The organism is Corynebacterium sp. HMSC071F07 (genome assembly GCF_001810285.1).
Lineage (GTDB): Bacteria > Actinomycetota > Actinomycetes > Mycobacteriales > Mycobacteriaceae > Corynebacterium > Corynebacterium simulans.
In genome coordinates, this window is record NZ_KV800712.1 from 202213 (window position 1) to 215892 (window position 13680).

General features: G+C 57.9%; 12 protein-coding genes and 1 pseudogene. 5 read left to right on the forward strand and 8 right to left on the reverse strand.

The window, feature by feature from the left end; genetic code table 11:
* On the reverse strand, nucleotides 1-884 hold an 884-nt coding region (locus HMPREF2724_RS07750; RefSeq protein ID WP_246818232.1), incomplete at its 3' end, for a thiamine pyrophosphate-binding protein.
* Between the two features lie 413 nt (nucleotides 885-1297).
* Here HMPREF2724_RS07750 and HMPREF2724_RS07755 point away from each other — a divergent pair.
* From HMPREF2724_RS07755 to HMPREF2724_RS07765, 3 genes and pseudogenes are all read left to right on the forward strand, one after another.
* Nucleotides 1298-1870 carry a PH domain-containing protein gene (locus tag HMPREF2724_RS07755; RefSeq protein WP_070498371.1) on the forward strand — a complete coding sequence of 191 codons (573 nt, stop codon included), beginning with the start codon at nucleotides 1298-1300 and terminating at the stop codon, nucleotides 1868-1870.
* A 16-nt stretch (nucleotides 1871-1886) separates the two neighbouring features.
* Nucleotides 1887-3739 (forward strand): annotated as a pseudogene (ilvD, locus tag HMPREF2724_RS07760) (dihydroxy-acid dehydratase).
* Nucleotides 3740-3818: 79 nt separating this feature from the next.
* Complete coding sequence (locus tag HMPREF2724_RS07765) at nucleotides 3819-5087, forward strand: glycosyltransferase family 87 protein (protein WP_070588100.1); 1269 nt, start codon at nucleotides 3819-3821, stop codon at nucleotides 5085-5087.
* On the opposite strand, the gene HMPREF2724_RS07770 is transcribed toward HMPREF2724_RS07765, so the two are convergent.
* The 3 genes from HMPREF2724_RS07770 to HMPREF2724_RS07780 all read right to left on the reverse strand — a co-directional run bounded on the left by HMPREF2724_RS07770 (nucleotide 5042) and on the right by HMPREF2724_RS07780 (nucleotide 6862).
* Nucleotides 5042-5362, reverse strand: coding sequence for a transcriptional regulator (locus HMPREF2724_RS07770; RefSeq protein WP_061922111.1), 321 nt, complete (start codon nucleotides 5360-5362; stop codon nucleotides 5042-5044). The two genes, HMPREF2724_RS07765 and HMPREF2724_RS07770, sit on opposite strands and share 46 nt — an antisense overlap.
* Nucleotides 5355-5810: a hypothetical protein gene (locus HMPREF2724_RS07775; protein WP_061922108.1), complete on the reverse strand. Its 456-nt coding sequence runs from the start codon at nucleotides 5808-5810 to the stop codon at nucleotides 5355-5357. Before HMPREF2724_RS07775 ends, HMPREF2724_RS07770 begins: the two co-directional genes overlap by 8 nt.
* A 98-nt stretch (nucleotides 5811-5908) precedes the next feature.
* On the reverse strand, nucleotides 5909-6862 hold the full coding sequence (locus HMPREF2724_RS07780) for a DoxX family protein (RefSeq protein WP_070456141.1): 954 nt from the start codon (nucleotides 6860-6862) through the stop codon (nucleotides 5909-5911).
* A 176-nt stretch (nucleotides 6863-7038) separates the two neighbouring features.
* Between HMPREF2724_RS07780 and HMPREF2724_RS07785 the strand changes: the two genes are divergently transcribed.
* Nucleotides 7039-8130 carry a glutathione S-transferase family protein gene (locus HMPREF2724_RS07785; protein WP_070432872.1) on the forward strand — a complete coding sequence of 364 codons (1092 nt, stop codon included), beginning with the start codon at nucleotides 7039-7041 and terminating at the stop codon, nucleotides 8128-8130.
* On the opposite strand, the gene HMPREF2724_RS07790 is transcribed toward HMPREF2724_RS07785, so the two are convergent.
* Nucleotides 8084-8968, reverse strand: a complete 885-nt coding sequence (locus tag HMPREF2724_RS07790; RefSeq protein ID WP_061922099.1) for a LysR family transcriptional regulator ArgP — start codon at nucleotides 8966-8968, stop codon at nucleotides 8084-8086. The two genes, HMPREF2724_RS07785 and HMPREF2724_RS07790, sit on opposite strands and share 47 nt — an antisense overlap.
* A 70-nt stretch (nucleotides 8969-9038) precedes the next feature.
* Here HMPREF2724_RS07790 and HMPREF2724_RS07795 point away from each other — a divergent pair, with 70 nt between their 5' ends.
* Complete coding sequence (locus HMPREF2724_RS07795; RefSeq protein WP_070456143.1) at nucleotides 9039-9704, forward strand: LysE/ArgO family amino acid transporter; 666 nt, start codon at nucleotides 9039-9041, stop codon at nucleotides 9702-9704.
* 9 nt (nucleotides 9705-9713) lie between these two features.
* On the opposite strand, the gene HMPREF2724_RS07800 is transcribed toward HMPREF2724_RS07795, so the two are convergent.
* From HMPREF2724_RS07800 to gatB, 3 genes are all read right to left on the reverse strand, one after another.
* Entirely contained in the window at nucleotides 9714-11162 is a 1449-nt protein-coding gene (locus HMPREF2724_RS07800; RefSeq protein WP_070588102.1) for a YkvI family membrane protein, read from the reverse strand.
* A 166-nt stretch (nucleotides 11163-11328) separates the two neighbouring features.
* Nucleotides 11329-12381, reverse strand: coding sequence for an NAD(P)-dependent alcohol dehydrogenase (locus tag HMPREF2724_RS07805; RefSeq protein ID WP_070456147.1), 1053 nt, complete (start codon nucleotides 12379-12381; stop codon nucleotides 11329-11331).
* A gap of 83 nt (nucleotides 12382-12464) precedes the next feature.
* The coding region (gene gatB / locus HMPREF2724_RS07810; RefSeq protein WP_070588104.1) for an Asp-tRNA(Asn)/Glu-tRNA(Gln) amidotransferase subunit GatB at nucleotides 12465-13680 on the reverse strand (1216 nt) is incomplete at its 5' end.

A 13680-nucleotide genomic window follows, 5' to 3' on the forward strand; every position in this document is an offset into this window, starting at 1 on the left:
AAGCGCGCACCGACCGCTATCAGAAGATCCGCTCGTTGCAGGGCGGCAACCGCAGATACAGTTCCGTGCATACCGGGCATACCGAAAAATTGCGGGTGCGTAGACGGGAATGTTCCCAAGGCCATGAGGGTAGTAACCACGGGGATACCAGTAAGCTCCGCAAACTCCCTTAGCTCCTGCGCAGCATTAGCCTTGATTACGCCACCGCCGACATACAGCACCGGCGCCTTCGCCGAAGCAATCAGCTGGGCGGCCTGCGCAATCTGCCGCGGGTGTGGAATGGTGTTGGGCTTGTATCCTGGCAGATCAATTTCCGGCGGAAACTTGTACGCCACCCGCGCATTTTGCACGTCCTTAGGGATATCAACCAGCACCGGACCAGGCCGGCCTGTGGACGCCAAATGAAAGGCCGCAGCAATGGCAGTGGGGATCTCCTGCGGATCGGTGACGATGAAGTTGTGCTTGGTAGTCGGCATCGTCACGCCCCTGATATCCGCTTCCTGAAAGGCGTCGGTGCCAAGGAGCCCAGTGCCCACCTGCCCCGTAATGGCCACCACCGGCACGGAGTCAAGGTTGGCGTCGGCAAGCGGCGTCACCAAGTTAGTCGCCCCAGGGCCAGACGTTGCGATCATGACGCCCGCCTTCCCTGAAGCTTGTGCATATCCCTCAGCGGCATGACCCGCACCCTGTTCATGACGCGTGAGCACGTGCCGCAGCTTCGCAGAACGGTTCAGCGCATCGTAGAGTGGCAGAACTGCGCCGCCTGGGATACCCAAAACAATCTCAGTACCAAGATCCTCTAGGGTCCGAACAATGGCCTCAGCGCCACTTAGCGTTGCCGGTTTCCCCTGCAATGCAGAGGCTACCGTTGCCGGTGTCGGCATTTTTGTAGCAGCCACTTCTAAAACGCTCCTTTTACTTGGTCTCGGTATCTTTTGAGTTTTCTCCCCAATGGGTGGCGAGGAGTCTTTAAGCTTTCAGCGCCCAGGGTGCGGCGACGAGGCTTACAAGCTGACCAGAAATAACAAAAGCCCTCGTTCCAACTGCCTGGTAGGTAGTTGGCGAGGGCGTTTGCTTTTCGACGTCGCTAAAGAAGTTGCTCGGCGACTCGATGCGGCAAACGCCGCGCCGGTACTACTAGCTGAAGTCGAATAATGATCATGGCAATTACTATACACATACAGGTATTCAGAATATGGCGAATACCCCCATTTTTGGGATGTGCATCCCATAAAATGGGATTGTTCTGGTGAGGCGGTTTACACAGCACTATCCATGTGAATTAGCATAGGCAGCTATGACGCCATCTCACCCACGGAAAGCTGACTCCGAATCTACCGCGGACGCCCAGGCCACCCATGCCCAGGCAAAGGTATTCACACCCGCCCGCGACCACATCTTAGGAATTATCTTCCTCTCCGCCATCGCTTTGCTCAGCATCGGTTGGGCCCCAAAATACCTGGGATGGCTGCTCATCATCCCCATCCTCGGAATCTGGTGGGTTCTCAAGTCTCGCACCCGCGTGAGCGAAAAAGGCATCGCCATTAGCTACGCGTTCAAAGGCTCCAAGACCATCCCTTGGGAAGAGTTCTCTGGTATCGGCTTCCAGCGTGCACACGCCTTTGCGCGCACGAAGTCGGGCAAGCAGTACTCCCTTCCCGGCATCACCTTCAATTCTCTGCCTGAGCTTTCTAAGGCCTCGCGTGGTCGCATTCCCGACGCCCTGACTGCCGGGCGCGAGGCGGCCGACGAGAAAGTCGTGGTGGTCCACCGCGACGGCCAACAAGTCTTGATGAGCAAAGAAGAGTACGCCCGCCATCTAGCAAAGCACCCGGAGCTCAGGAAAGACGCTGGTCACACTAAGAAGTAAGGATGACCCACTCCCCATGTATCCGCTGCGCTCTAAAGTTACAACCGTAGGCAGGCAAGCCTCTGGCGCCAGAGCGCTCTGGCGCGCAACCGGCACCCAAGAACATGAGTTCGGCAAACCCATCGTGGCGATCGCAAACTCCTATACACAGTTTGTGCCCGGACACGTTCACCTTAAAAACGTCGGCGACATCGTAGCGGATGCAATCTGCGCCGCTGGTGGCGTGCCCAAGGAATTCAACACCATCGCAGTTGATGACGGCATCGCCATGGGCCACGGAGGCATGCTCTACTCCCTGCCTTCGCGCGAGATCATCTCCGATTCCATCGAGTACATGGCCAACGCGCATACTGCGGACGCCTTGGTATGCATCTCTAATTGCGACAAAATCACCCCGGGCATGCTCAATGCCACTCTTCGTCTCAATATCCCCACCATCTTCGTCTCCGGTGGCCCCATGGAGGCAGGCAAAGCAGTCGTCGTCGATGGCATTGCGCACGCACCGACGGATCTCATTACTGCCATCACCGCCTCGGCATCCGAGGCAGTTTCAGACTCCGACCTACGCACCATCGAGGAATCCGCGTGCCCGACGTGTGGCTCATGCTCTGGCATGTTCACCGCCAACTCGATGAATTGCCTTACCGAAGCTTTAGGTCTAGCGCTGCCCGGAAATGGCACCACTCTGGCAACCCACACCGCGCGCAAGGAGCTTTTCACAAAGGCAGGCACCACCATCGTCGACATGTGTCGCCGTTACTACGGTGAAGAGGACGATTCCGTGCTGCCGCGCGCCATCGCAACGTAGGAAGCCTTTAGCAACGCCATGGCATTGGACATGGCGATGGGCGGGTCCACCAACACCATCTTGCACACTCTCGCCGCAGCACAGGAGGGCGAGGTGGACTTCACTTTGGAGGACATCAACGAGATCTCCTACCGCGTACCGTGCCTATCAAAGGTGGCGCCCAACGGCACCTACCACATCGAGGACGTCCACCGTGCCGGCGGCATCCCCGCCATCCTTGGTGAGCTGCGTCGCGCTGGCCACCTCAGCCTGAAGGTGCACACCGCGCTCTACGACAACGCTGAACAGTGGTTGGACGACTGGGACATCCGTAACGACAAGGCTCTGGACAAGGCCCGCGAGCTCTTCTACGCCGCACCGGGTGGCGTGCGCACCACCAAACCTTTCTCCCAATCCAACCGCTGGGAGTCGCTGGATACCGACCAAGCCAATGGCTGCATCCATGATGCAGAGTACGCTTACTCCTCCGACGGTGGCCTCGTGGTCCTGCGCGGCAACCTCGCTCCGAATGGCGCCATCGTTAAGGCAGCGGGTGTCGAGGAAGAACTGTGGAAGTTCAGCGGCCCGGCCCGCGTGGTGGAGTCTCAAGAAGAAGCCGTCTCCATCATCCTGCGCCGCGAGATCAAGGCTGGCGATGTCATCGTCATCCGCTACGAAGGCCCCTCCGGTGGCCCCGGCATGCAGGAGATGCTGCACCCGACGTCCTTCCTCAAGGGCTCGGGTCTCGGCAAGGCATGCGCGCTGATTACCGACGGTCGTTTTCTGGCGGCACCTCCGGACTCTCCATCGGACACATCTCCCCGGAGGCCGCACACGGTGGACTCATCGGCTTGGTCGAAGATGGCGATCAGATTTCCATCGACATCCACGCGCGCAAGCTCACCCTGGACATTGATGAGGCAGAAATTGAGCGCCGTCGCCAAGCGCAGCTGTCCCGCGAAAAACCCTGGACGCCCGTCTCCCGCAATCGCCCCGTGACCAAGGCACTGCGTGCCTACGCGGCGATGGCCACCTCGGCCGACCGCGGCGCAGTCCGCGTGGTCGATGGACACGTGAATTAGCCCAAATCATCACACTAACTTCGCCCATGCGCCACGTCCTACGCAGCGCATGGGCGAAAGTGTCCTATTGTTGATTCCGATGAAATCCGCGAATACTACGACTGCATCGGCGGCCAAATGGGCGCTGACCCTCTTCGGACTAATTGCCGGAACCATTGGAATGGTCAAGCACACGCGTATGACCGACTTCCCCATCGACATGGTGATCTACCGCGAAGGCGTCAAGGCATACATCGAGGGACGTTCGCTCTACTCCGAGCCAATGATGGCCGGTGACATTGCGCTGCCTTCTATCTCCCCCCCTTCCGGCGCGCTCGCGATGGTCCCGCTTACTGCGCCCGACTGGATCACCCACGATCTAGCCGGCGACATCATGAACATCCTGTCAGACCTGCTGCTTCTGGTCTGCCTCTATTTTGTATTCCGCGCGATTTTAAAGCGTCAAGACCTGTTGCTTCCCGTCGTTGCGCTGTGTTGGGCGGCTACCCTGGCATTTGAGCCGATTCGCCTCAACAATGGCTTTGCCCAGGTCAACATCGTGGTGATGGCATTAGTTGTCCTCGATCTGGTACCCCGCAAGCGTTTTCTGCCGCAGGGCATCCTCATCGGATTGGCTGCCGCCATCAAGATTACTCCGCTGGCGATGCTCCTTTATTTCTTGCTGCGCAAAGAACTGAAGCCGATCTTCGTTGCGATCGGCACAGCAACCGCGGCCACCCTCATCGCCGGCGCAGTGCGCTGGCAGGCCTTCGAGGAGTTTTTCACCTCCAAGCTGCTCGACATGGGCTCCGGCGCGGATTTCGGCGTGGCCACGGATTACCAGTCCAATAGCTCGCTCAAGGCGGTGGTCCAGCGCCTTTATACCTCCACGGAGGCAATGGAAAACAACAGCACCCTGATCAACCTCATCTGGTTGGTCGGCTCCCTCGCGGTGGTTGTGATTGGCGCACGCCTTATCCTGGCTCTTTTGAAACGCAACATGCTTGTCGACGCCCAGTTGGTCACCGCCCTCGTCATGCTGCTGATTTCCCCTGTCTCGTGGTCACACCACTGGGTCTGGCTGGCGCTTATCATCCCGGTCTTTACCTACCGCGCATGGACTTGGCGCAACCACACCTGGGTTGCGGGCTTTCTCCTCGCGGTAATGACGGCGTGGATCGCCATGGTTGTATCCGTCCCGCCGAAGTGGTGGTTCGGCGATTCCATCGACGTTCACAGCCAGCCCTACTATCAGAAGTTCTTGGTCGACGACTTCGTCTGGCTCACCTTCATCGCAGTAGCGCTCTTTGCCTACTGCCTGCGCTACGTCGCGGCTTCGCCTGCCATCTCGCGCAGAGCCGCCAAATGATTTGCAAAGGCCTCGCGGCCTTCGGCAGTCAGCATCACCCACACGGCGTCCTTCGACCGCGAGGAACCATATTCTCTAAAGCGGCTGACCAACCCTGCCTCTTCTAGCGTATTCAACTGCTTGGACAGCGTGGCGTCGGAAAGCCCCGTCTCATCACGCAGCGAGGAAAAGCGCATCTCCATGCGCATCGTGGCATCCGCCGCGCCATAAGCATTGAGCGTGGCGCAAATCTTAAAGCGGTTAATCGGGTGAATCACCGGATGAAGCTCAGGCATTGCCCACTGCTCGCTTCTGCAAATCCAGCGCACCGCTTTGCAGTGCCCAAAAAGCTCCGCACGCCCAGACCGCGGCCACAACGACCACCGCAACGACATTGCCCTTAATAAACGGGTTGAAAAGCATCGGGCTTAGCATAATGAACACGCCCAACATATAGCGCCTATCCGCCTTGGGCTGGTTGAGGGGATCTTGGCGCAGAGCGGGGCGCGTCTTCTTTTTACGCTCCACAACAATCGCAATGGCGCATATTACAACCAAAAAGACCACTAAAAAGGCTGCCAAGGGCGCTCCTTTGGGGAGAAGATTCATCGCGACGATCGAACCGGCTCCAAAAATCGCAATCAGAAAATATAGAAAAGTTTGTTTGCGGCTCGCCCGCGCGTTTACCTGCGTCTCGAAGTTCAAAGCTTCGAGAACGTCATCGGAGTTCTGCTTGTTTTCCATATAAGAAACTATGACACTTTCCACTATGGAAATCAAGGGGATCTAAAAAAATCCGCCAGCCCAATGCGAGCCAGCGGATTCCTAAACTAAAGAGCGATTTAGGCCAGCGGATTAACGGCGGCGCCGAACCACCACAGCGCTACCAGCACGGCGATGCCGATGACCACGAAGATCCACGAGGTAGCTAGTGGGCGACGCGCCCAAGAACGTTTTGCGTCGAAGGAGATAAAGCCCGGGCCAGTAAACTGCAGTGCCACCGCAATAACGAACAGCACCAGCGACAGCCAGACGGAATCCGGCCAGTTGAAAATGTCCAGGCCAGCACCGGAGGCGGCCAGCTCGTGCAGCGCCATAAAGCCGGTAACGACGAGGCCAATCATTGCCGCAAAAGGAGTCACTAGGCCGAGCAGCAAGAAGGCGCCAGCGATAAGCTGCATCGTCGGAACCGCGATAGCCAGCGGGGATGCGAAAGCGTAATCAGCAAAGTCCGTTTCCAGGCCGGAAAGCCCTTCGCCGCCACCGAGCTTGAAGAAGGTGGTTGCACCGGCGATAAGCAAGTAAGCGCTCAGCGCGATACGCACGAAAAGCAGACCAAAGTCAATGGTTCCGCGGCGACCATACTCGCGGTAGCCATCACGGCGTACCTGCTCGTCTTCGTTGGTCTCGACAGCAGTCTCATCCACCGATTCTTCATCCTCATCGAGGTCAGCCGCGCTAGCCGGCATCGCAGCGGTAGCAAAGTCCTCGTCACCGTAGACAGGTTCCGGCACCTCTTCTACCTTCTCCACCTTCTCCGTCTTTGGGTCCTCCGCACGCAGCGTCTCAAACTGCCGGGTTTCAGTAGCCTCTTCCTCAGCCTCTTCCTCCCCGAGGGCCGTCTCTGGCACAGTCTGCGCATTCGGCTTAATTTCCTGCGGCTCAGCGCGGCCGGCACGCTTAAACAAGCGGGACCGGGTGGGCTTTTCTTCAGCCTTCGCGTCGGCGTTATAGGTCGGGATATCGAGATCGTCGTCGAAGCTCGTTGCTTTATCGGGTACGTTCTTATCGCTCATACTTCAAACTTAGGGCAGCACCCAGCGCAAATGTTGCACATCACACGGCGCGGCGCGGGCTAGCCATAGATTTTTATCGACGCCTTGGCCACTTCCATTTAAAGGATGTACCATCGAGAAATAAACTTTGTTGACACGTATACAAAACTGCGCAGACCACTGGAGGGCCACTCGAAATGAGCACCAATTCAAAAGCCGACTGGGCCGGCGACGCTAAAAATGCCTCACCCGACGGCGAATTTATCCGCGATACCAACTACATCGAAGACAGGATCTCCGGCCGGGTAAGCGAGGTGACCGCCCAAGAAAACGGCACCTTCCGCTGGCCACTAGAGTCCGGACGATACCGCCTGATTGCCGCCCGCGCCTGCCCATGGGCACACCGCGCCGTTATCACCCGCCGCCTCATGGGGCTGGAAGACGCCATCTCCTTGGGCCTGGCCGGCCCCACCCATGACATCCGCTCCTGGACCTTCGACCTTGATCCGGGCGAAGTAGATCCGGTCCTCGGCATCGCGCGCCTTCAGGAGGCATACTTCAACCGCTACCCCGACTACCCACGTGGAATCACGGTCCCTGCGCTCGTCGAAGAGTCAACGAAGCGCGTAGTCACCAATGACTATTCTTCCATGGTGCGCGACTTCATCAAGGAGTGGATGCCATTCCAGCGCGCCAGTGCGCCGAATCTTTACCCTGACGAGCACGCTGCCGAAATTGAAGAGCTAAACGACTATATCTTCCACAACATCAACAACGGCGTGTACCGTTGCGGTTTCGCCAGCTCCCAGGATGCCTACGAAAAGACATACGCAGACCTCTGGGAGGCGCTCGATTGGGTTGAAAAGCGCTTGGGCACCCAGCGTTACATGGTCGGTGACCACATCACCGAGACCGATATCCGCCTTTTCGTCACGCTGATCCGATTTGATCCCGTCTACTACTCCCATTTCAAGTGCTCGCGGGCCAAGATGGCGGAAATGCCCAACATCCGCGGCTACCTGCAGGAGCTCTTCCAGCTTCCGGGCTTCGGTGATACCACCGACTTCACTGAGATCAAGCAGCACTATTTCATGGTCCACACCGAGATCAACCCCACCAAGATTGTCCCGGTTGGCCCCAATATGGACTGGCTCATGCAGCCACATGACCGCGGGCGATTTAGCGGTCAGCCTTTTGCTGCAGGCACCCAGCTTCCAGGACCACTCCCTGCTGGCGAGGAGATTAAGAATCCTGAGCCCTTCCAGCGCCAACTTGCCGCAAAACACTAGAGGCAGCAATCACTGTCTCGGTGAGATGCTCGAGCATCTCTGACTCCAGGCGCCAGCGCTGCCAGTAGAGATCGATGTCCATCGGCTTATCATCCAAGACCTTTAGCTCCCCGGCGTCGATAAGCGGCCGCGCCTGCAGCTCACTGACTAGGCCCCACCCCAAGCCGTAACGCACAGCGTCGAGATAGCCCTCGGAAGAAGGAATCTGTGAGACCCGCGCGCGGATGACATGCGAATCAATAAATCGCTCCCGCATCGCATCGTCCAAAATCTGATCATTGGGGCCATATCCCACCAGCGGCATTGTCTCCCATGACTCAAACCCTTCAGCCAGGTTCGGGGCCGCCACCGCGAAATAACGCAGCGAACCCAAGTAGGTCGACTCGCAGCCGGAGACCGGCGCATGCTCGCGGGTGATCGCACCCAGCACGTCGCCGCGATGCAGCATGGCCAGGCTGCGCGCTTCATCTTCAATGCGGATGCGCAGCGCCACCTCGCCGCGCTTGGCGACGTCGCGCACCACCTGCTTGAACCACGTGGCCAAGGAATCAGAATTGACCGCTACGGTAAGCGGCACGCGAGCTAGCCGGGCCTGCAGACGGGCGTCTGTCTCCGCCTGCAACAACGCCATGCGCCGGGCCGACTGCAGCAAAATCTCCCCCGCCTCGGTTGCCGTAACAGGCGTGGAGCGATGCAGAAGAATACGGCCCGTCTTCTGCTCAAGCGCCTTGATGCGCTGACTAACCGCCGAAGGAGTGATTCCCAACACTGCGGCCGCAACTTCAAAGCTGCCCTCTTCTAAAATCACCAGCAAAGTTTCCAAATGCACCGGGTTCATGAAGCTATTCTAAATCAGCTTTAGAATCATTAACTAGACTTCAGAACACTGCTCAGGCACACTAAATCTCATGTCAATTCTGCTCGCAGGCTTCCTTCTCGGTCTATCTCTGATCATCGCCATTGGCCCCCAAAATGCGTACATCATCAAGATGGGTGTTAAACGCGATCACATTAGCGCCATCATCCTCGCCTGCTTGCTTAGCGACGTCATCCTGATCAATGCCGGTGTCGGCGGCATGGGCGTCCTCGTGGAAAAGTTCCCTACCGGCCTAGTCATCATGAAGTACCTAGGTGCGGCCTACCTGCTTTACTTTGGCTTTAGCTGCTTCCGCGATGCCTTCAAGAAGGAACAAGAGGCACTCGTCGTCGAAAACACTCAGCCCACGGTGCAGCCACAGTCAGTCCACGGCTCTACTGCCGTCATAACCGCGCCCCGCCTTAAGTCACGCACCTGGCTAAAGCCCGTTATGGGAGCGATGGCACTGACCTGGCTCAACCCCCTGACATACGTTGACGTATTGGTCATGCTTGGCGGCATTGCACAGCAATATGGCCAGCAGCGCTGGCTTTTTGCCGCCGGCGCGCTGCTGGCCAGTGCCGTGTGGTTCCCCACCCTGGGCTATGGAGCATTCAAGCTTTCGCCTGTGCTTGCAAAGCCCACCACATGGCGTTATGTGAACTTCGCTATCGGTTGCGTGATGATGGTTCTGACAGCGAAGCTACTTCTTCATTAGCGAGTATTTTTACTTGCTGTTTGGCGTGAAGGGCTTGGCCTCGCCAGATTCGGCAGGAAGCTCCTCGTCCTCTTCTGGGTCACCGGTAGCGCCGGTTTCCTCAATCCACGCCTTGATTTCTTCTTCAGAGCGGTCAGTCTCGACTGCATCGCGCTCGGTGTAGTAGGTCGCTTCGTTGCGGTTCTCTTCCCACTCGCCCTTATCGAAGTCGACCTCCTCGTCACCGTCTAGACTCTCTGCAACTTCGGTCGCCAGATCCTCGTACAGTGTCTCGTCCTCCATGTTGGAGTCAACGATGTGTTGGCCGATTTCGTCATCGTAACGAGCAGCGTCGTATTCCTTATCTGGGTGCAGCTTCAGGTGCATCAGGGCACGGATACGCTCGCGGCGCATGCCCTCATCCCGGATCTGGCCAAGGGAACGCAGCCACGCAACGGCCAAGATGACCACCAGAATGAAGCCAATGTAACCCAGAACCGGGTAAACGTACTGCATCAGAGTCTTGAAGCCGGCGAAAGAAACCGCAAAGCCTGCCAGGCAGCCCGCCAGGAAGATCGGACGGTAACGGTCTTCATGGCCAGCGGACAGACGCTTGCCCAGCGCGTAGAACATGCCGATAGCGGTATTGAAGATCATCAGGTAGATGATAATTGCCATGATGACGCCCAGTACTGGGTGGATGGAGTCAACCAAGGTCAGCATCGGAAAATCAGAGTCAAAGAGCATATCGGTGTTCATCAGCAGCGTAAAGCCTGCGATTCCCATCAGGACCGCATAGAGAGAGCCGCCGACAACGCCGCCCCAGCCTGCTTCGCGCGGGCTGATGTTATCGCCACCGATAACCAGGGACATGGACACCGCGAGAATCAGAGCTAGGCCGTTGTAGTTGAGCGCTGAAACCAACCAGTTGGAGATCGGAGACTCGATCTCAGCAGAAGCTGCGATAGCGGCACCCGGATCAGCGGGCATGTTCATCAACGTGTAGATGCCAACGCCCAAAACCGCGATGATGATGGTTGGCGTGAGCATACCGATGACCTGCGAGACCTTGTTGACGTCGAGCATGCCCACACCCATGACCATGACGAGCATGAGCAGTGAGCCCACCCAAGCCGACCAGCCGAACTGCTGCTCTAGGTTGGAACCTGCGCCTGCCAACATCACGAAGCCGACCGCAAACAAGGTCAAGATAACGGCCACATCGAGGCACTTGGAAACGATTGGGTGGGTGACCTCACGGAATACCTGGTTGTGCTCTGAGGCATGGAAGTAGCTACCCAACTGCAGGAAGACTGTGCCGGCCAGCGTCATTACGATGCCAGCAACGATGATTCCCCACACGCCAGATAGGCCAAAGGACGTGAAGTACTGCACGCCTTCCTGGCCGGTTGCAAAGCCGGCACCGACGAGCAGTCCCACGAAGGACAAAGAAATGGACAGAATATTTTTGGTAGACACGTGTGTCTGATTGCCTTACTTATTAGACGATTTAATAAACGATAGCCTCGATCAAGAGTACGCAAGCCTAGCCCGCAAATCACAAACGCCCGAGCGCCAATCCTTTAAAACCTGAAAACTAGGCTCGATAGAAAAGCGCCCGGACCTGTGGAAACCCGAGAAGTATTTAGTTATTAAACGATTCGGTATCAATTACGAATCGGAACTTGACGTCACCTTCGACCACGCGATCGTAAGCTGCGTCAACCTCGTCTACATCCACCTTCTCGATGACTGCACCCAAACCATGCTCCGCACAGAAGTCGAGCATCTCCTGAGTCTCGGCGATGCCGCCGATATTGTTGCCCGTGAGGACCTTACCGCCGCCAACAATTCGGCTGAGCTTCAGCGACATTGCCTCCGGAGGCAGGCCAACCACGGACATAATGCCGCGTGGCTTCAGCAGCCCAAGGTAGCCCTCAAGATCGTACTGCGCCGAAATCGTGGAGAGGATGAAATCGAACTCACCACGGTGGTTCTTGAAGAAGTCCTCTTCCTCAGAGGTTGCGAGCGTGCGGTGTGCGCCAAGCTTCTTCGCTTCCTCCGCCTTGCGTGAGGTACGGGAGAGCACGGTGACGTCTGCGCCCTTTGCCGCAGCAATCTGGACGCCCATGTGGCCCAGGCCGCCGAGACCGACGATGGCTACTTTATCCCCCTCCTGGACGTTCCAACGCGCTAGGGGTGAGTAGGTGGTGATACCTGCACACAGCAGCGGTGCGGCAACGTCGAAGTCGAGTCCGTCTGGAATGCGCAGAACAAAATTCTCGTTAACAACGACCTTTTGCGCGTAGCCACCCTGCGTGATGGTCCCGTCGACGTCTTTAGAGTTATAGGTGCCAACGTTGCCGTTCAAGCAGTTCTGCTCCATAGCGGCCTGGCACTGCTCGCACTCTCCGCAGGAGTTGACGAGGCAGCCGACGCCGACGCGGTCACCAACCTTGAACTGGGTGACGTTCTCGCCCACCGCGGAGACAACTCCGGCGATCTCGTGACCGACGGTCAGCGGGAAGTGAGCCTCTCCCCACTCATTACGAATGGTGTGAATGTCGGAGTGGCAGATACCCGCGGCCTTGATGTCGATAACTACATCATCCTCGCGCGGGTCGCGGCGCTCGATTTCCACGACCTTGAATGGTGCATCGGGAGAGGTCTTCTGAAGTGCTTTAGTCTTAATTGGCATGGGAACAGTCTTAATTGGCATGGGAACCACCCTACGCCTGTTTTCATTACCGGCGCCTAATGAAAATGGCTCCCAAAACTCAATTATCCCTGCAGTTTCTCCGCAATCAGCTTGTTAACCTGCGCTGGGTCTGCCTTGCCGCGGGTGGCCTTCATGACGGCACCCACGATGGCGCCGGTGACCTTCGTGTTGCCAGCCTTGTACTTCTCCACGATGTCCGGGTTAGCGGCAAGAGCCTCGTCAACAGCAGCTTCAATCGCGCCGTCGTCACGCACAACCTCGAGCCCGCGCTTAGCGACGACCTCGTCAACGTCACCCTCGCCCGCCAAGACGCCGTCGACCGCCTGGCGCGCCAACTTGTTGGTCAGCTTGCCCTCGTTAATCAATGCGATAACGCGCGCGACCTGCTCCGGGCTGATATCGAGAGCGCTAAGCTCCACGCCGGCCTCGTTCGCCTTACCCGCCAGGTAAGAAACCCACCAGGAACGTGCCTCATCCGGCTTCGCGCCAGCTTCAGCGGTAGCGACGATGAGATCAAGCGCACCAGCATTGACAAGGTCACGCATTTCTTCATCCTTCAAGCCCCACTCTTCCTGGATGCGAGCGCGGCGAATCCACGGCATCTCCGGCAAGGTCTTGCGGATCTCTTCCACCCACTCGCGGGAAACGATAACCGGCGGCAGATCCGGGTCGTTGAAGTAGCGGTAATCCTCAGCGGTCTCCTTTGGACGTCCCTTGGAGGTAGAACCATCCGCCTCCTGGTAGTGGCGGGTCTCCTGGACGATCTCGCCGCCATCGGTGATGACCTGGGCCTGGCGCTGCATTTCGAAGCGCACTGCCTGCTCCACGGACTTCAGGGAGTTAATATTCTTGGTCTCGGTACGGGTACCAAACTCCTCCTGGCCCACCGGGCGCAGGGAGAGGTTGGAGTCAACGCGCATAGAGCCCTGGTCCATGCGAGCATCAGAAACACCGAGGGCTGCAACCAGCTCGCGCAAAGCGGAAACATAAGCCTTGGCAACCTCAGGAGCGCGCTCGCCAGCGCCGATGATCGGCTTGGTAACGATCTCGATGAGCGGGATGCCGGCGCGGTTACAGTCCACCAGGGAGCTCGTCGCACCATGGATACGGCCGGTAGCGCCACCGATGTGAGTCAGCTTGCCGGTGTCTTCCTCCATGTGTGCTCGCTCGATCTCAACGCGCCACTCGGTGCCATCCTCCAGAACGACATCCAGGTAACCGTCGTACGCGATCGGCTCGTCGTACTGAGAGATCTGGTAGTTCTTCGGCTGGTCTGGG

Coding starts and splice junctions, on each gene's coding strand:
- HMPREF2724_RS07755 (WP_070498371.1), top strand. CDS start 1,298: ATGACGCCATCTCACCCACGGAAAGCTGACTCCGAATCTACCGCGGAC.
- HMPREF2724_RS07765 (WP_070588100.1), top strand. CDS start 3,819: ATGAAATCCGCGAATACTACGACTGCATCGGCGGCCAAATGGGCGCTG.
- HMPREF2724_RS07770 (WP_061922111.1), bottom strand. CDS start 5,362: ATGCCTGAGCTTCATCCGGTGATTCACCCGATTAACCGCTTTAAGATT.
- HMPREF2724_RS07775 (WP_061922108.1), bottom strand. CDS start 5,810: ATGGAAAACAAGCAGAACTCCGATGACGTTCTCGAAGCTTTGAACTTC.
- HMPREF2724_RS07780 (WP_070456141.1), bottom strand. CDS start 6,862: ATGAGCGATAAGAACGTACCCGATAAAGCAACGAGCTTCGACGACGAT.
- HMPREF2724_RS07785 (WP_070432872.1), top strand. CDS start 7,039: ATGAGCACCAATTCAAAAGCCGACTGGGCCGGCGACGCTAAAAATGCC.
- HMPREF2724_RS07790 (WP_061922099.1), bottom strand. CDS start 8,968: ATGAACCCGGTGCATTTGGAAACTTTGCTGGTGATTTTAGAAGAGGGC.
- HMPREF2724_RS07795 (WP_070456143.1), top strand. CDS start 9,039: ATGTCAATTCTGCTCGCAGGCTTCCTTCTCGGTCTATCTCTGATCATC.
- HMPREF2724_RS07805 (WP_070456147.1), bottom strand. CDS start 12,381: ATGCCAATTAAGACTAAAGCACTTCAGAAGACCTCTCCCGATGCACCA.